The sequence below is a fragment of the Chryseobacterium indologenes genome (assembly GCF_018362995.1).
In the GTDB taxonomy this organism is placed as follows: domain Bacteria; phylum Bacteroidota; class Bacteroidia; order Flavobacteriales; family Weeksellaceae; genus Chryseobacterium; species Chryseobacterium indologenes_G.
In genome coordinates this window covers 2,245,888-2,269,640 of the sequence record NZ_CP074372.1, presented here as the reverse complement: position 1 = coordinate 2,269,640, position 23,753 = coordinate 2,245,888, and the positions used below count along the sequence as shown (strand labels likewise).

Genomic DNA, 23,753 nt, shown 5'->3' with positions numbered 1-23,753 from the left:
AAAATAGCCGGAAATATCCGGCCATTATCAAAAATTATATATAAAAGTATGGTGTAGTATTATTGTGCTTTTTTACCTGCAAACTTATTCAGTTTCATACTGATAGAGAACATGATGTATCGTTTCAGGATCAGGTCTTCACGGTCTTCAAAATAAGAATCTGTGATCGTTCTTCTTACGCTTTGATTTTGATTTAAGACATCATAAATCTTCACTTTTGCTGTAAACTGTTTTTTGTAGAATGAATAACCCAGGCTGGTATTCCAGAAGTAGAAATCTTTTTTAAAGCCGGGAGCAATATTGGAATTGGTGTTATATTCAAAATCATTTCCAAAAACGAACCTTCCCTTCAGCATATAATTCGTCAGTTCCAGTTTCAATGACTGGTTGGCTGTATTTACATTTTTTAAATTATAATTGGTATAATTTGAGAAGCTGTATCCAAGCCGGTAAGAAGGTTTTATGGTCATTTTATCTTTGATCTCATACACAAGATTAAGACCAGGATTAAGATTGTATGAGTTGCTGGTAAAAGATTGTCCGTCAACAAAACCATTATTATAATTATAATTCATGTTGAATGTTGGGTTAATGGTTAGTTTGTTATTTTTCCATTTCAGGTTTTTACTGAAGCCCCCGCCGGCGTTAATGCTTTTATTTCCGCTTACGTTGTTATAAGTCACCACTTGTTTTCCTGCATTATCATAGGTGGAAAAATTAATGATGTCGTTATTTCTGTACGTAAAACCAATATTGAAATAGTAACTGAGGTTTTTTACTTTATTATAGTTATTGAAATACAGATAAAGATTGTTGATCCATGTATTTTTCAAATTGGGATTTCCTTGATAGGTAATCAAAGGATTGGATTCATCTTTATAAGGAGTCAGCTGTTCTGCAGTCGGAATGTTGAAGTTAGAGTAATTGTAGATACTTAAGGTTTTACTTTCTCCAAGCTGATAGTAAAGGTTGAGATTATATTCAGGCAATACGAAATTTTTCTGCAGGTCATATTGTTGTCCATTGTAGATAGAGTTTACTTTCATATCTGAAATGTCAAGGTTCACTGAAGCCCAGAAGTTGAGTTTATTTTTATTGATCTGATAGCTCAGTTCAGGAGAGATCTGATTGATTCTCTGTTTCATATTATTTGATAAAAGCTGGTTGAATTTAGTATAGTCTCCGGTAGCATTATCAAAATCGTTTACATTCCTTAAATCCCTCGCTGATCTCGCTTCATATTTTATTTTAAAATTCACACTGGACGAATCGGAAATGGGTTCTGAATATCCTGCACTGAAATTGAATGAGCTGTTCTGATTTTTATTCTTGGCTAATTGATCACGGTTATCTTTTGTTATAGCATTTTCATCATAGAATGTATTTTGGGATTGGTTTAGATTATCTCTTTTAGACTCAGAAATTGAACTGTTCATATTAGCTGAAAGCACACGTCCTTTTTTCTTGAATTTTCTGGAAAAATAAATGTAAGGATTAAATGAATTACTTTCCGAATCATTACTTGAATAGGAGTTACTTTCATTCAGAAGACTTCCATTCTTCAAAGTAGATGATTGTGAATTATTGAAACTGAAACTGCTACTTTTAGTAAATCTCGGGGAAAGATAAACACTTGTCATAGAATCCAGTTTGATTTTGACTGAAGTGTCAAAACTGTACTGCTTGGATTCATTTTCTCCGTTACTTTCAGAATTGGTCTGAAGCGTATAATTGGGTAAAAGAGTAGATCTTGAAACCTTAGATCTTGTCTCCGTATTAGAATCCGAATGCATCAGACTGAAAGAATCCAGATCAGCATTTTTCCCCATTTTATCACTGTAATTCAGTCCAATGGTTGTAGAACGCTGTATTCCTCTTGTACCACCTCCCTGGTTGTAATACGTCACATTTCCTACCGTTGAGACAGATCCGCCCTGCATCATCCAGGCATTCCGGCCGTTCCCCATACTGTCAAAAACCTCATCCCTGGAAAATCCCTGTGAATTGATATTATTTGAAGAAGCAAGGATACTTACTTTGGTATCGCCTTTAAAATAACTGGCCAGCCCGCTTGCCTCATACCGCTTGTCCGAACCATAACCTACCGTAAGTCTTGTCAGCAAACCTTTATTTTTCTTTTCGTCAATATTAAAATTGATGGTGGTATTCTGAGATTTGGCTGTTGTCCCGCTCAGTTCTTCTTCCTTTGTCTTGGTGGTGGTAAACTGAATATTCTTGATAATATCTGCGGGTAAGTTCTGAAGGGCAATTTTGCCATCTTTATCGAAGAAAGGTTTCCCGTTGATCATGATCTGATCCACTTCCTTCCCGTTCACTGTAATTTTTCCATCATTATTGATCTCTACGCCTGGAATTTGTTTCAGAAGCTCCTCTATTTTACTGTCAGGTCTTACTTTGATTGCTGCTGCACTGAACTCAATAGTATCTTTTTTAATTTTTACCGGTGATGCTGTGATTTTTACCTCATCAATATTGTTGACAATACTTTGTTTTTCAAGCTGAATATCTCCTAAGGATAAGGATTGATCTATTTTCTCAAATTTTTTTGAATAGGAAGATAATTTGTCGGCATCAATTTTAAGAATTGAAGGTTCTTTGACATCGTCCATCTTCAGAGAGAATTTCCCTTCTTTATTTGTGGCTGTGTAATTGATAATGGACGAATCTTTTTCTTTCAAGAGGTAGACGGTGGCATTTTCTATAGCCTTCTTTTCAGAATCTGATATTTTTCCGTCAATGTGTAGTTTTTGGGCGTGCAGAATAATGACTGTGAACATCAAAGTCAATAGCAACAGAGTTTTCTTCATTAGTTTTTTTTTCAGAGCGGTAAAAATATAAAAACATCCCAAAATTGGGATGTTTTTATGCTTTATTTGTGAAATTTTATTATTTTTTAATAAAATTTATGCTCTTAAATATCTTGAATAAGCATATCCTTCCTGACCGTCATCAGTTTTCACTTTCCACCAGTCATCAGAAGTTTGTTCAATTAAAGTTACTGAAGAACCTTTAGCTGCTTTACCTACTACGGCAGCCTCAGTAGAAGGCTCCTGTCTGATATTAAGGTTAGAATCTTCTGTTGCCACTGTTAAAGAAGCTCCTGAAGTAAGACCTGCAACCTGTACATCAATATTGATATCTGAAGCAGAATAAGTAGAATCAATAGCTCCTAAAGCATTCCATACAGCATCTTTAGCCGCAGTGTTGGAAGCATTTCCGGAAACATAAAGAATTCCATCCTGCTCCTGAACCTGAAGATTAGAGATTCCTGCAGACTGTGCCGCTGAAACTACGCTTGAATATTTATCTTGTAATTCGCTCATCTTAAATTATTTTACGATTAGGTTGTTGTTATACTTTCCAATTTTCAAAGCATCTACAGATTCTTTGATTTTTCTAGCCTGCAGGCCGGAAACATTTCCTGTAAGAGTAAGCTGCCCGTTTACAACTTCTACTTTTACAGAAGGGAAATCCTTCACCGCATCCTGAACTTTTTTCTGAACAGCAGGATCTACAGCAGAAGCAGTTTCAACAGGTGCCGGAGCAGGAGCAGCTGCTACAGTAGACATATCCATTACGTCTTTTACTCCGTTGATCGCTTTTAATTTTGCGATCATCGCGTCTTTAGACTGCTGATCTGCGAAAGTACCGCTTAAGTGAGCTACACCTTCTTTTACTTCAACAGAAGCATTGGGATTAGAAGTTACTACCGTTGTAGCCTGAGTCTGAAGGTCGGCATCAGAAACTTTCTTTTTACAAGAAATAGCACCGAAAGATACAGCTACAGCTAATGCAGCCATTGCAATAGTTTTTTTCATATTGTATATTTATTAATGTTGTTATACAATCAAATGTAATAATAAAATTTGTACCAAAAGAATAAAAATTCAATAAATGTTTCTTAATTTTTTTACAATATTTTCTAAACCAGACTTTTAATTTTTAGGTATTAAAAACTTAATGTAAAATTAAGCCCTGTTGAAGAAAATCTTCTGCCAATTGAAAAACCATTATATTTGCGCAAATTGAACTATATATATGAAAGGACAGAATAAACTTTTTATAGCAATTATCATTGCCCTTCTTGTTGGAGTAGGAATTGGAGGTATTGTACACGTGAAATATCCTGAGAATGCAGAACCTTTTGCTAAAAACATAAAACTGCTGGGAACGGTTTTCATCAGATTGGTACAGATGATTATTGCTCCTTTGGTTTTTACGACTTTGGTGGTAGGTATTGCCAAAATGAGTGATATTAAAATGATCGGAAGAGTAGGAACAAAAGCGATGCTTTGGTTTATTTCCGCTTCTCTGGTTTCCCTTTTTATCGGGTTGATCCTCGTTAACTGGCTGGAGCCAGGACATGTCACAAAACTACCGATTCAGGACGTATCTTCTGCTGATGAGCTTCTTAAAAGCAGTAAAAGTTTCTCCATGGAAGACTTTGTAAAGCATATGATTCCTAAAAGTTTATTTGAAGCCTTTGCAACCAATGAAGTATTACAGATCGTGATATTTGCAGTGATGTTTGGAGTTGCCCTTGCGAATTTAGGAGAAGAGTATTCTAAGCCTGTGGTGAAGCTTTTTGATATCATCGCTCATGCAATCCTTAAAATGGTTGGATATATAATGTGGTTTGCTCCGCTTGGAGTATTGGGAGCTATTGCCGCAGTAGTGGCGACCAATGGTTTTGAAATCTTTAAAGTATATGCTATTTATTTAAGAGACTTCTTCTTTGCTATAGGAGTTCTTTGGCTGGTACTTTTACTGGTAGGTTATTTTATCTTAGGAAACCGTCTTTTTGACCTTTTAAAAAGAATAAAAGAGCCTTTACTGATCGCTTTCTCTACCACGAGTTCAGAAGCTGTATTCCCGAAATTGGTTGAAGAATTGGAGAAATTCGGTTGTAACAGCAGAGTGGTATCCTTCATTTTACCTTTAGGATATTCATTCAACCTTGATGGAAGTATGATGTATATGACCTTTGCGTCAATCTTTATTGCTCAGATTTACGGAATCGAAATGACTCTGGGACAACAGATCACCATGCTTTTGGTATTAATGCTTACTTCAAAAGGAATTGCCGGTGTTCCGAGAGCTTCTCTGGTAATTATTGTAGCGACGTGTTCCATGTTCGGTATTCCGCCGGAAGGAATTGCTTTGATCTTACCAATTGACCATTTCTGTGACATGGGAAGAAGTATGACCAACGTGCTGGGAAATACATTGGCGACTTCAGCAGTTTCTAAATGGGAAGGACAATTGACAGAGCCATTAGACAAAATTTAAATATGAGTTTACATAACTTAGAAAATCATAAAAGCCATATTCAAGAATATGGCTTTGCTGTTATCAATAATGTTTTTTCACAGAAGGAACTTGAAGAAATAAATCACGTTCTTCAAAATATAGACACTTCAAAAGAGAATTTCAGAAAATCTGAAGACCTGTTTGCGATTAGGCAGTTTTTAAAAGAGGTCCCGGAAATCAAAGAACTTATTTTCAATGAAAACATTCAGAAAGTGGTTAAGGAAATCTTCGGAGAAAAATATTTTGTGGTAAAAAGTATTTATTTTGACAAGCCTGAAACTTCCAATTGGTATGTAGCCTATCATCAGGATCTGACTATTTCTGTTGATAAAAAGCTGGATCTGCCTGATTTCGGTCCATGGACAACTAAAAAGAATCAGTTTGCAGTACAGCCACCGCTGGATATTCTGGAAAATATATATACGATCAGAATCCATCTGGATGATACCGATGAAAATAACGGAGCTTTGAAAGTAATCCCAAAATCTCATGCAAAAGGCACTTACAGGCCGGAAACCATCGACTGGACAATTGAGACAGAAGAAATCTGTAACGTTGAAAAAGGTGGAATTATGTTGATGAAACCTTTAACGCTTCACGGCTCAAACCGGACAACCAACGGAAAGAAAAGGAGAGTGATCCACATAGAATTTTCTGATAGGGAACTTCCGGAAGTCCTGCAATGGTCAGAAAGAATGAATTAAAAAATAACCCCTTTTCAAAATTCTGAAAAGGGGTTTTAGTTTAGCTTAATCACAGGATATGACTTCGTCGTATGGCTTTCCTATATTTTCTTTATTATAAAAAAGAAAAAGTAAAGCTTCTTTTTGATTGGGTATCCAGAAAGATCTTGGTGGGGAGACGATCATATTTGTTTTCAGTATATTTTCGATGGTATCATCCTTACTTCCAAAAGTTGTAACAGGAGTAATTTCCTGAATTTTTGATCTATCATCTATTTTTACTTTATAGATAGCAAAAGGCTGCTTTGGTTTGAATCTACTGATTTTTGATAAATCAGATACATGTTCAGTTTGGGTTTCATCATAGCAACTAGTAAACTGTAAGCCCATAAACCTGAATTTATTATTATCTAAGTAAGTAAAGGCTTTGTCCAGATTTTTAAGCCATAAATTTTCAGCTTTTGTTGGTTTAATTCCCAGTTTTGCTTTTGGAGTACAGGATGAAATAGTATAGGTGCTATCGGAACTTAGAAAGATCAGATATCTTTCATTAGGTTGTACATCAATTTCGCATGCTCCGGAATACGAATTTCCAATCAGACCTCTTACATTCATCGTTTTGAATGTTGTCCCTTTATAAACTTTTTCAAATTCAACATCAGCTTTATAGTTTCGATGCTGAGAATCTTCATCATACACTCTTACAATTTTAATTATGCCTACAATACTTGCATTTAAATAATTTTGTGGTAATGTTTCAAATACACATTTACAGGCTGAAACTTTTATGATACTTAAGAGTAAAAAGAGCAGTAATGATAATTTTTTCATATATAATTGTGGTTTTTATCTCGCAGAAATCTCATCAAGGAAAATATAAGCATCTCCTCCTGCTCCCTGGTGCCATTCCGGCAGTTTTCCAAAATAGTATGCTTTTACTTTGATGTATCGGGCTTCGGTAGGAAGAATTTCAGTAGAAAAATCTTTGATCTGTACCTTTTCATCCTTAGGATCAATGTCATTATCAACGGTTTTCAGAAGGATAAAATCTTTCCCGTTCATGGAAGCGTAATATTCTACTTTTTTAGGCATCAGAATCCATGCTGTGCTGTCCTGAAGATAGGTGGAAGATAATGATTTGATTTGCTGAGGAGATTTGAAATCAATGACTGCTTCAAAATTCTGTCCCTGATAGCCATGCCATTCACCTTTTCTCCAGTTGACATCACCTCTGATTCCGTCGATAAGAGCCAGTTTCCCGGTAGCGCTGTATTGTGGAGTAACTTTAGACAGGATATTAATATCCCAGTAATTAGGTCTTCTGTTGAAATTGGCTGTAGTTACAGAACTTTTTTCTCCGTTTCTTTCAGCATAAGCCATTACCTGGGTAGTTTTTGTGATAGAGAATGGTCCTTTGTAAGCAGAGAAAGTCTTTCTTTTATTACTGTCGCTTTCATCCATGGTCATATAATATACCTTGTCATTGGGATTCAGCGGAGTGATCTCAACTTTGGTAGAAAAATCAAAGATTCTGTCAGCTGCGATTACGGGTGAAGCCGTTTGTTCCTCATATTTAAAATCCTTAACGGGTTTCACATTTTCAAAACCAAGTTTTTTAAGCTCTGCTCTGCCGGTGTTTTTAGTAATTGTTTTTGTCGTACCATCTTCCAGATGAAGCTTGATTTCATCAAAATAAGGTGTTGTGGTTTCCCATTCCGGTAATCCTGGAGTTACAGAATAAATTCCCATAGAACTTAGAATATACCATGCACTCATCTGGCCGCAGTCTTCATTTCCGATCAGGCCGTCAGGTGTATTTTTATAGAAATTATCAAGGATATATTTTATTTTGGCATCTGTTTTTTCAGGTTTGTCTACAAAATTGTACAGATAAGCAATGTGGTGGCTTGGCTCATTTCCCTGAGCATATTGTCCCATCAATCCTGTGATATCTACCTGTTCTCTTCCCGTTGTTTTATCAGGAGCGGTGAAGATGGCATCAATAAACTGTTCAAATTTTTCTTTTCCACCATGCGCAGCAATAAGTCCGGGAATATCCTGTTGTACAGAATAAGAATAATGCCACGAATTTCCTTCCGTATAATTGTTGTTCACTTCTCTCGGATCAAATGGTTCATACCAGTTTCCATTCTTTCTTGGCTGCATAAACCCGGTTTTAGGATTGTAAAGATTTTTCCAGTTCTGAGAACGTTTCATGAAATACTGATAATCTTCTTTCTTGCCTAAAATTTTTGCCATTTGGGCAATGCACCAATCATCATAAGCATATTCTACCGTTTTGGAAACACTTTCATGTTCATCATCAATACTGATATAATTATTCTGTTTGTAAGCATTCAATCCGAAAATATCCTGCATTGCCGAACCTTTCGCAGCCTGAAAAGCCTTTTCATAATCAAACCCCTTAATTCCTTTAGCCATAGCATCTGCAATCACAGAAACGGAGTGGTAACCAATCATACATTCTGTTTCATTGGAAGCCAGTTCCCATACCGGAAGTTTTCCGCCCTGTTCGTATTGCTTGATGAAGGTGTTGATAAAATCTGCAGTTCTTTTTCTGTCAATTAAAGTCATTAACGGATGAGCACCTCTGAAGGTATCCCAAAGTGAAAAGACGGTGTAATAATCAAAGCCATTTGCCGTGTAGAGTTTGTTATCCCTGCCTCTGTATCTTCCGTCAACATCCATATTGATGTTAGGCTGTGTGAAAACATGGTAAAGAGCAGTATAAAAAACGGTTAATTTATTTTTATCATCAGATTTTACTTCAATTTTTGAAAGTTCTTTATCCCAATCAGATTCTGCCTGCTTTCTTACAGCATCAAAATCCTTTGATTGTCCTTCCGCCAGCATATTTTTTCCTGCTCCTTCATAACCGGTAGGAGAAACAGACACTTTTACATTGATCTTTTCTCCTTTTTTAACATTGGCTGAAAATGCCAGAGCAAGCTTTGTTCCGGTAAAAAGATTGTTTTCCTGTTTTCCGTTCACCTCTTTTTTTGAAATTTTCATAGGCTTTGAAAACTCAATTCTTGCATAGATGTACTGGTTGGCGGCCCAGGCTTCACTTCTTCTGAAAACTTCAATGGTTTTATCATCAATGATCTTTACTTCTCCTTCCAGAAGTTTATCCCTGTGGTTGAGGTCCAGAATAATATTGGCATTACCTGCATTATTGAAGGTGTATTCATGATAACCGACTCTTTTTGTCGTTGTCAGACGTACTCCAATATTATGTTTATCTAATTTTACCGCATAATATCCGGCAGCCGCCTTTTCATTTTTATGCGAAAACTTTGAGGAATAATCTTTACTGTTCAGGCTTGGGTTTCCCATCGTAGGCATCAGCATAATGTCTCCATAGTCTGAAACTCCTGTTCCGTTCAGATGCGTATGAGAAAATCCATAGATCACGGAATCCGAATAATGGTATCCGCTGCATCCGTCCCAGCTTCCGTCAATTCTGGTGTCCGGAGAAAGCTGCACCATCCCGAACGGAACAATTGCTCCGGGAAAAGTGTGGCCATGGCCTCCGGTTCCTATAAAAGGATTCACATATTGGGAGTAATTCTGTGCAGAAATGATCTGAGTAATAAATAAAGAAAATGCTATAAGCCCTTTTTTCATGTTCTGATTTTATAAAGGCGAAGATATTGAAAAACAGCAAAACAGAGGTAATAAAACAGAGGGGTAGCTTGTCTTATAGAAAACGATTATAATTCATGAAGAAGACATTACTTGCTGTAATTGTGCTGCTGCCGGCAGCTACATTTGCCCAGACGGTAACAGGGAAGATCTCCCAAACCGGAAATGGGGTTCCTTACGTTGAGGTGATTGCCACAAAAGATCAGAAAAAACAGACTGCCATTTCAGACGAAAAAGGAAACTATTCACTGAAGCTTTCAGAAAATGGCACCTACAATATTAAGCTTATCCAGGATGGTATAGAAGTATCCAATAAAGAACTGATGGTAAATGGTGAGGTAAAGCACGATTTTTTTATTGAAAAAAAGAAAGAGAAACAGATCGAAGGAGTTACACTTACTGCCAGAAAAAAACTGATTGAGAGAAAAGCGGACAGATTGGTTTTCAATGTTTCCAATTCCGTGGCTTCACAAGGAATGGATGGAGCGGATGCTCTGGCAACAACACCATTGGTAAAAGTAGATGACAATACCGGAGTCTCAATTGTCGGGAAAAGTGGGGTAGCAGTAATGATTAATGACAGGATTCTGAATTTGTCAGATGCTGAACTGGTTACTTACCTTAAAAGTCTGCGATCTGAGAATATAGAAAAAATTGAAGTCATCACCTCACCTCCTGCCAAGTACGAAGCACAGGGAAACAGCGGTCTGATCAATATTGTTTTAAAGAAAAATCAGAACCTGGGGTGGAGCGGAAGTTTGACTTCCAGTCTTCAGTAGCAGACTTACACCGGAAATTCAAACAGTGTAACGGTAAATTATCAGAATGAAAAACTGCGTACCTCATTGAAGTTAAGACAAAATAAGAATGAAAAACACTCTTACGAAAACTATTGGATAGAAGGTACAGATGGTCTTAAAAGTAATGATAACAGAAGAGATTTTGGAGATGGACTTGGAGCAAATTTCAGTCTGGATTATCAGCTGGGTAAAAAGTCCAATATCGGATTTATTTATGATTTAGGATTTGGACATTCTAATATGGATATAACGAATACCTCCAACTATTTCCAGAATGGTAATTATACCAATACATTGCTTACCTATGCAGAACACAGAGCGACCGGCAGGCAACATACTGCTAGTGCTTACTATGATCTTAAATTCGGAAAACAGGACAATAAACTGAGTATAACAGGAAATTATTTTTCCAATACACCGGAAACCACCATTGATTTTACTACTACAGAAAGCTCGGGAGACCGGTTTGTTGTAAAGTCGCCATCTATGGTAGATTATAAAATTTATTCCGGGCAGGCAGATCTTACATTGCCTTATCAGTTTGCAAAGACAGAAGCTGGGATGAAATTCACCAATTTTGATAATAATTCTAATATTTTCTATCAGAATTTAACAAATGGAGATTATATCACAGATCCGCTGAAAAGCAATGAGTTTGAGTATAATGAGAAAAATTATGCGGCTTATATCAGTTTTGAAAAGTCTTTCAATGAAAAATGGTCGGCAAAAGCAGGGCTGCGTTATGAATATTCTGTAGTCAATGGGAATTCATTAACTTCAGGTCAGCAGAACGAAAATTCTTACGGAAAATTTTTTCCTACAGCCTATATCAGTTATAAAAGTAATGAGAATCATACATTCAACCTGAATTACTCCAAAAGGATCAACAGACCAGGATTCCGTGCGATCAATCCATACCGCTGGTATATCAATATCAATTCCTATTTTACCGGAAATCCTTTCCTGAAACCTTCTATTAATCATAATTTTGAACTTTCTTATGTTTATAAAGGAAAACTATCAGCATCAGCTTATTTTCAGAGATCAGTGGATGCATTTGGCCAGCTCGCTAATCTGAAAGGTGAAAACAGAGTGAGTACTTTTGAAAATTACTACAATCAGAATAGTATGGGTGTTTCGCTTAATTATTCAGATACTTTTTTCAAAAAATGGGAAGCGAATTACTCTGCCAATTATTCTTATATGAATACGGATGTTTTTGCAACGGATGCCCTTGCCAGAAAAGGAAACAGCTATGATTTCGATTTTCAGAATAATATATCACTCAATTCAGGCAAAACAATACAGCTGATCCTGAATTATTGGTTCCGTCTGCCTTCCAATTCAGGAAATTCATACATGAAATTTGCCGGTAATTTTACATCAGGCCTGAAATTAAGCCTTATGGAAAGAAGTTTTCAGCTGAATGTGTTTGTTTCTGATATTTTGAAGCAAGGGAAAAGCCTGGGTGAAATTTATTATACCACCGGAACTCATTCGTACAATAACTATTATGACGCCAGAAGGCTTACGGTATCTGCAACGTATACTTTTGGAAATAAAAAAGTAAAAGGAACAGACCGTAATGTAAGGTTTGATGAGAAAAACAGAGCGAACTGATAATTTGAGCTTAAGTCATTTTTATGCCTCATGTCATTCTGAATGAAACGAAGTGGAATAAAGAATCTCTTTTTTCTACGGGATTCTTCCTTCGTCAGAATGACAATACACAATACTTACACTTCCCCTTCAAAGAAATCATTAAGATATTTCTCCTTATCATTTTCTTCCCGCCCGGAACCCAGATATTTTTTCCAGGATTGGGATTCATGATAGACAATACCCATTTCCCAAACACAATAAGTAGGGAGGTGGGTTTTGTTTCTGTCCCATATTTCAAAGTTGCCGGAACCATCATAATACACGCTTTCCCATAATTCATTTTCACTTCGCCATGTACATACCAGAAGGAGATAATTTTTTCCGCAGCGATGCATAATGATAAATCCCAGATCATCAATATTTTGAAAGTCCTCTTCAGCATATTCAATACATAACCGCGCATTATGGATGTCCTGTGGAGAGATTTCTGCCGGATCATCAGCCAGGTCATACCATTTGAATTTTGTTTTTCCAACGGTGAAAATTCCTTTTGGCTGTGCGTATTTGGAAGGATAGGAAGTCGTGTTCATATCAATTGCTTTCTCGGGTTGGCTATGGTATCAGATAAAAAACACAATAAGAAATTTTTAATGATCTGATTTATCACCTGATATTATAGATTTTATTGATTCTAAATTACCGAAAAAATCCGTAAATTTGTAAACAATTTATATTTATATGTTGACGAAAGAAAAGGTTCAGGATTTCCTTAAAGAAATAGAAGTAGACGATTTGGTGAATAATCTTCAGATTATGGGTGATGATGTTTATATTGACATGACTGCTCATTCGCCTGCAATGCACGAAAAGAAAAAACTGGAGGCTGCCATGAAACAGGCTTTTGCCAGTGAGTTTGGAGAAAACGTTCATTTAAAACTTAAAATCGTTTCTCCGGAGCCTAGTGAAATTCAGCAAAGTCAGATCAAAGGAAAACAAATTCCGGGAATTCAAAATATTATCGCTATTGCTTCCGGTAAAGGAGGAGTAGGAAAATCTACAGTTTCTGCAAATATGGCAGTAACGTTAGCTAAAATGGGCTTTAAAGTAGGATTATTAGATGCTGATATCTACGGTCCTTCAGTTCCTACCATGTTTGATACAGAAGGTGAAAAACCAATCTCTGTAGAAGTAAATGGAAAGAGCATGATGAAACCTATTGAAAATTATGGGGTAAAAATGCTTTCAATCGGATATTTCTCAGGAGCTAATCAGGCAGTAGTATGGAGAGGGCCAATGGCTTCAAAAGCACTAAACCAGATGATTAGAGATGCTGCATGGGGAGAATTGGATTTCTTACTGATAGACCTTCCTCCGGGAACAGGTGACATTCACTTGTCAATTATCCAGGAAGTACCGGTAACGGGTGCGGTGATCGTAAGTACCCCTCAGCATGTTGCACTGGCAGACGTAAGAAAAGGGATTGCTATGTTCCAGATGGAAAGTATCAATATTCCTGTTCTTGGATTGATAGAAAATATGGCGTATTTTACACCGGAAGAGCTTCCTGAAAATAAATATTATATCTTTGGAAACCAGGGAGCACAATATTTAGCTGAAGATCTTGGAATTCCTGTATTGGGAGAGATTCCATTGATCCAAAGCATCAGAGAGGCAGGAGATGTAGGAAGACCGGCTGCGCTTCAGGAAGGATCTAAAATTGCAGATATTTACACAGAAACTGCCAGAAAAATGGTGGAAAGCTTAGTGGAAAGAAATAAAAGTCTTCCTCCTACTGAAGCAGTAAAGATTTCAACAATGGCAGGATGCTCACCAAAAGCAAAATAATAATATCTTTCAATACATTTGAAAGAACCAAATTGAACTGAAAAATATGGAAACAAACATAACGCACGAAGATACAGTAACAAGAGTAATGGAAGCTCTGGAAAGCATCAGACCGTTTTTGAATAAAGACGGTGGTGATATTGAGCTTATTGATGTGAAAGATAATCAGGTGTTTGTGAAACTTTTGGGTAACTGTTCCGGATGTTCGTTGAATTTTTCAACCCTGAAACTAGGTGTTGAAAATACCATCAAACAACATGCGCCGGAAATCGAAAAGGTAATCAACGTAGAGTAAAATTATATCTGAGATATTTTTAAAAGACAGACCTCATTGAGGTCTGTCTTTTTTGTTTGAATATGTTCTTTACAAACTTTGAGATCTGTGAGAATTATATTTATTGCTTTACAACTTTATTTCCCACTCCCGTAAGAGAAACATCGGGTTTTCCAGATTTTGTTCCGGCAGTCCGATAGTAGACTACATTGCCGCCACCTTCTATCGTTACTTTATCTACTTTATCAATGTATACTTTATTGCCGGTTCCGGAAACAGCGATCTTTTTGGCGCTTCCTTTGATCATTACTGTGTTATCACCACCTTCCACCTCAGCAACTCCTCCATTGAGGGTATAATTGAGTTTATGGCCTACACCTTCTACCTGTATGGTTTTATCATTGTCTGTTTTCTCTACCCCTTTTGTAGATTCTGTTTTTCTGGATTGTGAAAAGGCAGTACCTGTTCCCAGTAACAGGAGAGCCAGAATTCCTGCTGTCTTAATATTTTTCATTGTGAATTTGGTTTTGTTGAGGGTAAATATAGAAATAAAATGATTTTTTCAGGTATTTCAAAAGTTAAATCATCTTAAATGATGAGTTTTATATTGAGTTGATTTCAAAACTTCTCAATAAAAAAAGCTCCGGAAAACCCGAAGCTTTAAATAGAATGGTATACTGTAATTTATGTTTACTTTACAATGATTCTTTTGATCTGTCCTTCTGAAGTTTTTACAAGATAAACACCAGTAGAAAGATTGGATGTGCTTATGGTTAAGGCATTCTTTTCCTTTCCAATTAATTTTCCGGACATATCATATAATTCGTAATCCTGTTTTCTGTTAAAATAAAGGGTATTTCCTTTGTTGACAGGATTTGGGAATACGTTGAAGGTTGCCTGTTCAGTTTTTATCTCACCTGTTCCAAGTGTAGCCGGCGCTGCCACTTCATACATGGATAAAGTTCCGCTGATCTCGTTGGCGATAATCACATACCCTTTATTGGTGGTTGTATTTTCAGGAGCAATGTAGATAATTCCTTCAGGACCGTTATCTCCTCCATATGCAGAAGTGGAACGGGAGTGTTTATAGTCTGTGAAAGTAGGGTTGTTAGGATCTGTGATATTATATACCATAACCCCTCCGGTTCTTTCTAATGTGATGAAAGCATACGTCTGCCCGTTGATATTTCCTAATGCCACACCTTCCGGTTCAGGGCCTTTTGCACGGCTTCTGTTTTTAGCTCCGTTGGATTCATTATCCGCATTGAAAATCAAAGGATGGTATGTTGAAATATATCTTTCAAACTGATCTCCGCTGTCGTACACGATCTGTTTGGTATCAGCATTGAAAATAGAGAATGAACGGGCTCCTAAAGCAGCCATTTCTTCAAATTCTGCATCGCCGTCTGTATTTCCAGTAGCAGATGAAACCCTGAATCTTCCCAGATTATAAGAAGCCTTTAAAATACTTGAATTCGGGAAAAGTACAGGATCTAAAGTATAGCTGTTTGCCCCCACAGTCGTTCTTTCACTGTATCCTGTAAGATCTTTTTCATCTCCTTCGTTGGCGGTTACAATATAATGGGTATTTCCTACCTTATAATTCTGTACGGCATCCGGAACATAGTAGGCTTTTACAGGCCAATTGGCAATTAAAACCTCTCCATTATTGTCCGAAGCATCAAAACCATTACCCGGAAGGCTCATATCTTTTTTACCTAATCCCCAGATTCCTGTGATGGTTTTCGTTGCCAGATTAATTTCAGCAACAGCATTATTCTCCTGAAGCGTTACCCATGCTTTCTGACTGTCAGAACTGATGGTAACATATTCAGGTTCCAGATCCTGAGAAAGCGTATTGTTGGTTCTTACTTTTCTTAAACCTGTAGCGGTTAATGCAGCAAGCTGAGACTCAAAACTGTTGAAATTGAGAGTCGTTACATTACTTTGTGTAAGATTTCCGATACCGCCGGAAATGTCAATGATACTGATTGTTCCTTCAGGATCTACAGTGTAAGCATCATTAGGTTCTCCTTCGTTGGCTGTAACCACTTTTGTTCCGTCAGGCGAGAAGGTGATCATATCCGGTAAAGCTCCTACAGTAACCTGCTTCAGGAAGTTTCCGTTAATATCGAAAAATACTACAGAACCGTTTTGCTGAGGATCAGTATTCGGAGAAGCAGTTGCGATGATTCCGTTTTTTACGGCAATACTTGTGATACCGCCATAAGGAGTCATATTGACTGTTTTTACAACCGAAGGTATTGCCGGATTACTGAAATCGATAATATCAAAAACATCCGTAATGGAGCTTATTGTGAATAAACGTTGTGTTGATGCATCATGAACTACAATTTCCGTAGAACTGCTATTATTTCCTGAAGGATCAAAACTTCCAAGATAATTTAATTGGATCTGATGGGAGGGAACAGGTGCCGGTTTATCATTATCTACAATATAAACCGTTGCGGAATTGTCTCCTGAAATAGTTGCTCCGGCAGGATTTTCAAGGCTTACCACAAAATATTCCGCCTGTTGTTCTGCCACTGTGTCATCAATAATCGGAATGTTAACCGTATAACTCGTTGTAGATGGAGTAATATTAATAGTCTGATTGGCTAAAGTAAAATCGTTAGCATCAGCCGTACTGAACGGTGCCGGTTTTACTACAAGATTTACCGCAGCTGTTGAAGGATTGTTGATATTGATTTTAAATGCAAGGTTTCCTGCATTTTCATTGACTTTAATGAAATTTTTTTCCAGAGAAATTGTTGTTCCGGCTGTAGTGAAAGTACTGGATGTAACGGCAGTAATCCCATTATCACTGAAATCTTCTACCATATTGGGTTTAAGTGCAACATAATAAGTTTGTCCCGGTACCAATCCTGATGTTGGGATCACCGTGATGGTATTGTTGCTGAAAGTCGTCGTAAAAGGAATTGGTGTTCCTGCAGCATTTCCAAGACGAAGCTCTATAAGATTTTGAGCGTTAGAATTATTGATTGCAGAATTATCTGTTAATCTCACATTTTCATTAAAAGTCAATGTAGGATTTACACTTGTTGAAGCGTTATTGGTATTATGAGCAGGAAGATAAGCAACGGTTGGTGGAGTGGTGTCTGCCCCTCCGGCAGGAGTTGCATCTACTGTGAAATTGTCGAAGCGGTTATTGCCTCCGGTTCCACCTCCTGTTGCGGAGAATTCAACCTTTAATTTAAAATTGGGGTTATTATTGACTCCCTGAATGGCAGAAAAATCAAGAGTAACAAGTTGAGGATTGCCATCCTGTGGAGTTACAGTCTGAAACTGCACAAAATTAGTTCCATCAGTTGAATAAGACCATGTCTGAGTACCGGCTCCCTGTCCGGATTTTCTGGTGGTAAACTTAACAATGACATTGTTGTATCCTGTGGTTGGCAGATTAAACTGTAATCCTCCTCCAATTGGATTATTGAACCTTAAATGAGTTCCGGATGCATCCCCATTTCTGGCATTTAAGTTTTCATCGCTAAAATTCTGCCCGGTACCCCCAGCAAAATCTATTACACTTGTACCTCCTGCTATTGCCGTAAGAGAGCCATTCACCATAGTAGAAGATGGTGTAGTGATGGTGGCAGCAGATGTATTGTTGTTAAAATTCCAGTAATGAATCAGTGTCTGTGCGAAAAGACCGCTCTGAAAAAAGAATGCGGCAATCACAGACCCTTTTAATAGGTAGTTGTTGATCATTTTTACTTCAATTTAGATAAATGCAAAAATGAACTTTATGTTTCGCAACTATTTTAATGGAATTTTAATAAATGTTTAAAAAATAGGTTTGTTTCCGATAAAAGATAAAATAATGTTCGAATGAGGGATTTATGGGATAAAATTATTTTCCTGATTTCCCGGAAAAATTTAAAATTGTTCCTGACTTATTCCCCTCCAATGGATGTTTCTGCATATAAAAATATCCAGAAACAGCAGTCACAAGCAAGAGTACAAAAATAACCAGAACAATTCTTTTTAACATGTCTCTCATATCGCTAAATTTTTAATATCTCTAATTTCTAAAGTAGATGTAGGGTACCCTTTTTGTGTCACATTGATCATTGCTCTACCCACCTCCTGTAAAGTTAATGATTTTGATTGGAAAAAAACAGGAAAAATCCAAATAAAAGGTTTAAAAAACCATTTTACATTCAGTTGACCCTCAACTGGTTTCATAAATCCGGGACGGAAATTATAAGCTCCTTTGAAATTCATTTTTTTCAGATCATTTTCAGTTCTGCCTTTTACTCTTGCCCACATCATTTTTCCGCTCTCTGTGCTGTCTGTGCTTGCCCCTGAAACATAACTGAAAACCATATCCGGATTTTGGTTCAAAACAGCTTTTGCAAAATGCAGGGTTGTTTCGTAAGTGATCTTGGTGTAATCTTCTTCATTCATGCCTACACTGCTGATTCCTGCACAGAAAAAACAGGCATCATAGCCTTTCAGTTTTTCATCATGAATATCCAGGGATAAAAAGTCCGGGACAAGGTATTCTTTCAGCTTGGGATGTGATTTTCCAAAAGGCTTTCTGCTTATGCTGAGGATTTCAGAAACATTGGGATTCTCAAGACATTCCATTAAAACGCCTTCACCTACCATCCCAGTAGCTCCTGTAAGAATTATTTTGATTGGATTCATTGTTTTGCTATTGATAATAGTGTGACGGATGGGGATGAGGTTTTACTTTAAAAATTCGGAAAATTTTTAAAAGATAAAAGATAAAAGATAAAAGATAAAAGATGTTGTCATTAAAATTCAATAGGGGTGGGTTTTAACTCACCTGACAAAAAATGATTTATCAATTGGCTTTAGCCAAAACTTAATAAAAGGAGAGAATATAGAGATTGCTTCGTCGCTTCGCTCCTCGCAATGACATTGCGGGAAATGGATGCCAAAATAAAAAGCCAGCTTAATGGCTGGCTTTACAATATTGTTATTTGCTGTTATTTTTTGTGCTGTAACTGACTGTAAATATTATGGATTAATCCATCTGCAACAGATATTTTAGGAACAAAGATCCTGTTGATATCAGACCAGGACATTACATTGTTGAAAATGCTCAGGGCATGTACCAATACATCGGCACGGTCTTCTCTAAGGTTGTAATTGGTCATCCTTTCTTCCACAGACAACTCATTGAATTCTTTATAGACCTTTTTCAGGTGAGATAATGACATTGGTTTCCCGTCTTTGGTTTTGCTCATGGAAAACACCTTATTGATGTTTCCCCCTGATCCAATGGCTACAATTGGCTTTTTACTGACAATGTTTTTCTTGATTTCGTCCTTCATTTCTTTCCAGTTATCCATTGTAACCAGATTGTTGAGAAGACGGATAGTTCCGATATTAAACGATTTTTCGTAAACCATTTTACCGTTTTCGTAGAAAGTAAGTTCTGTAGAACCTCCGCCAACGTCGATGTATAAGTAAGCGAATTCTTTGTCAAGGCCTTCTGCAACATGATTTTCATAAACCAGCGTGGCTTCTTCATCACCGGAAATAATTTCGATGTTGATTCCTGATGTTTCCTTTACAAGGCCAATAATTTCATTGCCATTGGCAGCATCACGCATGGCACTGGTAGCACAGGCCCTGTAATGATCTACTTTGTATATTTTCATCAGGTCACTGAAGATTTTCATGGAATCAATGACCATTTTTTCTCTTTCAGGACCTATTTTTCCGATGGTAAAAACATCCATTCCCAGTCTCAGGGGAATTCTGAGAAGGTTGAGTTTGATAAATTCAGGTTTTCTGTTGTTTATCTTAACTTCATTGATAAGAAGGCGGGCTGCATTACTCCCTATGTCTATCGCTGCTATCTTCATTTTTTGCTTGTTTTAGCTTTTAAATATTTATAGGTTTCTATTTGTGAACGGCATTCTTTTTTATCATTTCTTATATATTCGTTGCTGAGCTTTTTATCGAGAATTCTGGCTTTTACATTATCCCTAAGCTGAATATCAAGAATATCTTTTAATTCTTTCTTAAGGTTCTTGTCAGTGATTTTAGCCGCAGCTTCAATCCTGTAATCCAGGTTTCTGGTCATCCAGTCAGCGGAAGAAATGTACATGTCTTCTGTCCCTTTATTGTAGAAGTACATTACTCTGGCATGCTCCAGATATTCGTCTACAATACTTATGGCTTTTATTTTTTCTTTAAACTCTTTCTGGTTTACGGCACAATAGATTCCTCTTACGATAAGCCTGATTACTACTCCAGCTTTGGCTGCATCATATAGCTTTTCTATCAGTAGCCTGTCGCTCATAGAATTTACCTTGATGATGATCTCTGCTTTTCGGCCTGCTTTGGCTTCTTCGATTTCTTTATCAATATGGTGAACAATCTTTTCACGCATAAACTGAGGGCAAACTAATAAATTTTTACAAGTTTTCAAAATCGGAATAAAATCATCCTTCGGTTTTTTCAGCACATTGAATACTTTATTGATATCTGCCATGATGCCGCGATCGGCTGTAAGGAGCAGATGATCACCATATATTCTTGCCGTTTTTTCGTTGAAATTTCCAGTACTTACAAATCCATATTGGATGGTTTTATTATGCGCTCTCTTTTTGATAACACATAGTTTAGCATGTACTTTTTTGTTGGGAATTCCCACAAGAACTGTAATTCCCTCCGGTTCAAGCATATCTTTCCATTTCAAATTGGATTCTTCATCAAACCTTGCCTGAAGTTCCAGCATTACAGTCACTTCTTTACCATTTCTGGCAGCATAGATGAGCGCGTTGATGATTTTTGAACTGCTAGCCATACGGTAAGCGGTGATCTGTATAGATTTTACATCCGGATCCATTGCTGCTTCACGGAGAAGATCAATCACTGGATTATATTTGTGATAAGGAAAACTAAGAAGCACATCTTCTTTTAAGATAACATCTGTCACCCTTTCACCATGTTCAAATGCCTGGTGAGTAAAAGAGCTTCTTTCCACAGGTCTTTCATAGGCTTCAAAAACGTCTGGGAAATCCATGAAATGCTTGAAGTTATGAATTTTTCCTCCTGGAATAATGCTGTCTTTTTTCGTTAAATTCAGTTTTCTGATAAGGAGTTCCAGCAGTGCTTTATCCATGTCTTTATCAAAAACGAAACGGGTAGGTTTTCCCTTTCTTCTGTTTTTGAGTCCTTTTTCTATTTTTTCTGCAAAGTTGGTTTTGATGTCATTGTCCAGATCCAGCTCTGCATCTTTTGTTACTTTAAAAGCATTGGCTGAAAATTCATCATATCCGAAATAAGAGAATATGTGCGGAAGATTGAAAGTGATCACATCCTCCAGAAGCATTACGTTTTTCTCTTCCGGATCTTCTGTTGGAAGCAATACAAATCTCCCTACAAAACGAGAAGGAATCTCAATAATAGCATAATTGCTGGAATACTGCCAGTCTTTTTTTCTCATTGCTACCCCCAGATAAAGACTTTTGTCTCGCAAATAGGGCATTGGCGTATTTTCATGAAGAAGAATAGGAATTACATTGGATTCTACCACTTCATCAAAATATTGTCTGACAAATTCTTTTTGTCCTGCTGTCAGGTTTTTGGAATTTTTAATGAAAACTTTCTGATCAACCATTTCGGTTTGGATCTTTTTCCAGGTTTTATCGAAATTCAATTGCTGTTTCATGACAACTTCATTGATTCTCTGAAGGATTTTGGAAGGCGGCTGGTAGAAAGATTCAGCAATCACTTTTTCCTTAAAATCCATGGCACGCTTTAATCCGGCAACACGTACTCTGAAAAACTCATCTAAATTGTTGGAGAAAATTCCGAGAAAACGTATTCTTAAATGTAAGGGAACTTTTTCGTCCATGGCCTCCTGTAAAACTCTTTCATTAAAGGCAAGCCATGTGATATCTCGTGGATTAAAGTGTATTGACATTCTAAATGTGTATATTTTATCAAAAATAATAATTCGCAAAGATTCTTCCTCTATTTCTTAGGTTAAACTTTGATTAATTTTTAAAGGATGGTGAATTAAATTGCTTTGCTAATAACAAGCAAATTGGTAATCAATTGATTTAATTAAATTTAGAGTTACAACAGTTTTACTATAAATTACTCATTTATTCCATAATCTTGTTGCAGGAATAGTTATATTTGCCGACTACTTATAATATTTATATGAAAAAAGTTTTACTATTGACAGCCGGCTTTCTGATGGCTAATGTATTTGGTCAGAGAGAATGTGCTACTGATTTGAAAATGAAGGAGTTTTATACAAGAAATCCTCAGGCTTTGGCAAAAAAAGAAGATTTACGAAATTATTTAACCAGTAAAAATGCAGCTGCCAATACAATGGCTAAAAATGGACAGACTGTAATTACGATTCCGGTTGTAGTGCATGTTCTTTATGGAAGTGCTGCCCAGAATATTTCTGATGCTCAGATTGCATCACAGATTGCTATTTTGAATAATGACTTCAGAAAATTAAATCCTAACTTCAGTTCTGTTGTTCCTGATGCCTTCAAGCCTTATGCTGCAGATATGGAGTTGACATTCTGTATGGCAACAAAAACACCTACAGGAGCTTCTACTACTGGTATAGAAAGAAAGTCTGTTGCTTCAAATTTTGATTTTGCCAATAAGTATTATCTTGCAGCCGGACTTACAGCCTGGGATCCCACTAAATATTTGAATATATGGGTAGGAAATATGCCTAGTCCTTATCTTGGCTGGGCTTATCTGCCTGACGCTGCCGGTTTCCCGGAGGACGGACTTGCTATTGGCTATAAATATTTCGGAACTACAGGAGCTGCTGTGGCACCTTATAATGGGGGACGAACTGCTACACATGAGATAGGACATTATTTTGGATTGCTTCACCCATGGGGAGAAGATGGAAGCGCATGTGGAACGCCGGATAATGATGATGGCTGTGCAGATACTCCTGCCATTAATGATGCTCATTACGGTGGTAATGTTTTTCCTGACAATGGCTTTATGTGTAATCCTACTGCAAATGGTGCCATGTTCATGAATTTTATGGATTATGTGACAGATACAGAAATGGCATTCTTTACGAATGATCAAAAAACAATCAAGACCAATACAATGGCGGGGCCAAGAGCGAGTCTTCTGAATTCCAATGCATGTGCATTCTTATCCGTAAATGATGTGGAAAAAGTAAACTCTATCAATCTTTTCCCTAATCCTACTACACAGTATATTTCTATTGCTTCTCCTTTAGCACCAATTAATGAAGTAGAGATTTTCAACGCTGAAGGAAGACTTGTGAAAAAAGCATTTATTAAAAATGAAACAGATAAAATTGATGTGAAAGATTTTGCCAGTGGTGTTTATTATGTAAGAACTTACAATGGCAAAGACTTCGTGAAATCTATGAAGTTTATCAAAAAATAATGAAAATATTTCCATATTAAATCATACAAAGCCTCGATTTTATCGGGGTTTTTATTTTTATTGTGTCATTTTGTCACAATTCTTTGAATGGTACAGATATTGAGAAATTGAGAGTGTAAATTAAATTTAAAAATAGAAAAA

The 23,753-nt window shown here is 36.8% G+C and carries 19 protein-coding genes; 7 read left to right on the top strand and 12 right to left on the bottom strand.

All coding sequences use genetic code 11. The features are described from left to right. Window positions 1–59: 59 nt before the first annotated feature. The 3 genes from DYR29_RS10180 to DYR29_RS10170 all read right to left on the bottom strand — a co-directional run bounded on the left by DYR29_RS10180 (window position 60) and on the right by DYR29_RS10170 (window position 3,839). Entirely contained in the window at window positions 60–2,828 is a 2,769-nt protein-coding gene (locus tag DYR29_RS10180) for a TonB-dependent receptor (protein ID WP_213280383.1), read from the bottom strand. A 96-nt stretch (window positions 2,829–2,924) separates the two neighbouring features. Beyond that, window positions 2,925–3,344 carry an SH3 domain-containing protein gene (locus tag DYR29_RS10175; protein WP_047420872.1) on the bottom strand — a complete coding sequence of 140 codons (420 nt, stop codon included), beginning with the start codon at window positions 3,342–3,344 and terminating at the stop codon, window positions 2,925–2,927. A 6-nt stretch (window positions 3,345–3,350) separates the two neighbouring features. After that, window positions 3,351–3,839 carry a BON domain-containing protein gene (locus DYR29_RS10170; protein WP_149833280.1) on the bottom strand — a complete coding sequence of 163 codons (489 nt, stop codon included), beginning with the start codon at window positions 3,837–3,839 and terminating at the stop codon, window positions 3,351–3,353. 220 nt (window positions 3,840–4,059) lie between these two features. Here DYR29_RS10170 and DYR29_RS10165 point away from each other — a divergent pair, with 220 nt between their 5' ends. Next, window positions 4,060–5,310 (top strand): dicarboxylate/amino acid:cation symporter, encoded by a 1,251-nt coding sequence (locus DYR29_RS10165; protein ID WP_047420875.1) that lies wholly within the window; start codon window positions 4,060–4,062, stop codon window positions 5,308–5,310. Window positions 5,311–5,312: 2 nt separating this feature from the next. Beyond that, complete coding sequence (locus DYR29_RS10160; protein WP_213280382.1) at window positions 5,313–6,035, top strand: phytanoyl-CoA dioxygenase family protein; 723 nt, start codon at window positions 5,313–5,315, stop codon at window positions 6,033–6,035. A gap of 45 nt (window positions 6,036–6,080) precedes the next feature. On the opposite strand, the gene DYR29_RS10155 is transcribed toward DYR29_RS10160, so the two are convergent. Next, a complete protein-coding gene (locus DYR29_RS10155; RefSeq protein ID WP_213280381.1) occupies window positions 6,081–6,845 on the bottom strand; it encodes a hypothetical protein in 765 nt (254 codons plus the stop codon). Between the two features lie 15 nt (window positions 6,846–6,860). Next, window positions 6,861–9,662, bottom strand: coding sequence for a GH92 family glycosyl hydrolase (locus tag DYR29_RS10150; protein ID WP_213280380.1), 2,802 nt, complete (start codon window positions 9,660–9,662; stop codon window positions 6,861–6,863). A 95-nt stretch (window positions 9,663–9,757) separates the two neighbouring features. Here DYR29_RS10150 and DYR29_RS10145 point away from each other — a divergent pair, with 95 nt between their 5' ends. Together DYR29_RS10145 and DYR29_RS10140 are read left to right on the top strand one after the other, a co-directional pair. Continuing rightward, window positions 9,758–10,459: a TonB-dependent receptor gene (locus tag DYR29_RS10145; RefSeq protein ID WP_213280379.1), complete on the top strand. Its 702-nt coding sequence runs from the start codon at window positions 9,758–9,760 to the stop codon at window positions 10,457–10,459. A 66-nt stretch (window positions 10,460–10,525) separates the two neighbouring features. Continuing rightward, entirely contained in the window at window positions 10,526–12,100 is a 1,575-nt protein-coding gene (locus DYR29_RS10140) for an outer membrane beta-barrel family protein (protein ID WP_213280378.1), read from the top strand. A 116-nt stretch (window positions 12,101–12,216) separates the two neighbouring features. Here the strand turns inward: DYR29_RS10140 and DYR29_RS10135 are convergent, their stop codons facing one another. After that, window positions 12,217–12,672, bottom strand: coding sequence for a hypothetical protein (locus tag DYR29_RS10135; protein WP_213280377.1), 456 nt, complete (start codon window positions 12,670–12,672; stop codon window positions 12,217–12,219). Window positions 12,673–12,820: 148 nt separating this feature from the next. Here DYR29_RS10135 and DYR29_RS10130 point away from each other — a divergent pair, with 148 nt between their 5' ends. Together DYR29_RS10130 and DYR29_RS10125 are read left to right on the top strand one after the other, a co-directional pair. After that, window positions 12,821–13,927: an Mrp/NBP35 family ATP-binding protein gene (locus DYR29_RS10130; RefSeq protein WP_213280376.1), complete on the top strand. Its 1,107-nt coding sequence runs from the start codon at window positions 12,821–12,823 to the stop codon at window positions 13,925–13,927. Window positions 13,928–13,973: 46 nt separating this feature from the next. Next, on the top strand, window positions 13,974–14,222 hold the full coding sequence (locus tag DYR29_RS10125) for a NifU family protein (RefSeq protein WP_002977212.1): 249 nt from the start codon (window positions 13,974–13,976) through the stop codon (window positions 14,220–14,222). A 100-nt stretch (window positions 14,223–14,322) separates the two neighbouring features. Here DYR29_RS10125 and DYR29_RS10120 read toward each other — a convergent pair whose 3' ends face one another. The 6 genes from DYR29_RS10120 to ppk1 all read right to left on the bottom strand — a co-directional run bounded on the left by DYR29_RS10120 (window position 14,323) and on the right by ppk1 (window position 22,131). Next, a complete protein-coding gene (locus DYR29_RS10120) occupies window positions 14,323–14,715 on the bottom strand; it encodes a DUF3060 domain-containing protein (protein WP_213280375.1) in 393 nt (130 codons plus the stop codon). Between the two features lie 176 nt (window positions 14,716–14,891). Next, the gene (locus tag DYR29_RS10115) at window positions 14,892–17,930 is read right to left on the bottom strand and encodes a choice-of-anchor I family protein (RefSeq protein ID WP_213280374.1); all 3,039 of its coding nucleotides are present in this window, start codon (window positions 17,928–17,930) and stop codon (window positions 14,892–14,894) included. Between the two features lie 142 nt (window positions 17,931–18,072). Then, on the bottom strand, window positions 18,073–18,222 hold the full coding sequence (locus DYR29_RS10110) for a hypothetical protein (protein WP_156106575.1): 150 nt from the start codon (window positions 18,220–18,222) through the stop codon (window positions 18,073–18,075). After that, on the bottom strand, window positions 18,219–18,872 hold the full coding sequence (locus tag DYR29_RS10105) for an NAD-dependent epimerase/dehydratase family protein (RefSeq protein ID WP_213280373.1): 654 nt from the start codon (window positions 18,870–18,872) through the stop codon (window positions 18,219–18,221). The genes DYR29_RS10110 and DYR29_RS10105 overlap by 4 nt, the downstream gene beginning before the upstream one ends. Window positions 18,873–19,177: 305 nt before the next feature. Beyond that, window positions 19,178–20,062, bottom strand: a complete 885-nt coding sequence (locus DYR29_RS10100; protein ID WP_213280372.1) for an exopolyphosphatase — start codon at window positions 20,060–20,062, stop codon at window positions 19,178–19,180. Next, window positions 20,059–22,131: a polyphosphate kinase 1 gene (gene ppk1, locus DYR29_RS10095; protein ID WP_213280371.1), complete on the bottom strand. Its 2,073-nt coding sequence runs from the start codon at window positions 22,129–22,131 to the stop codon at window positions 20,059–20,061. The genes DYR29_RS10100 and ppk1 overlap by 4 nt, the downstream gene beginning before the upstream one ends. Before the next feature lie 242 nt (window positions 22,132–22,373). On the opposite strand from ppk1, the gene DYR29_RS10090 reads away from it, so the two are divergent. Next, window positions 22,374–23,612: a T9SS type A sorting domain-containing protein gene (locus DYR29_RS10090; protein ID WP_213280370.1), complete on the top strand. Its 1,239-nt coding sequence runs from the start codon at window positions 22,374–22,376 to the stop codon at window positions 23,610–23,612. The last annotated feature ends 141 nt before the right edge of the window (window positions 23,613–23,753 follow it).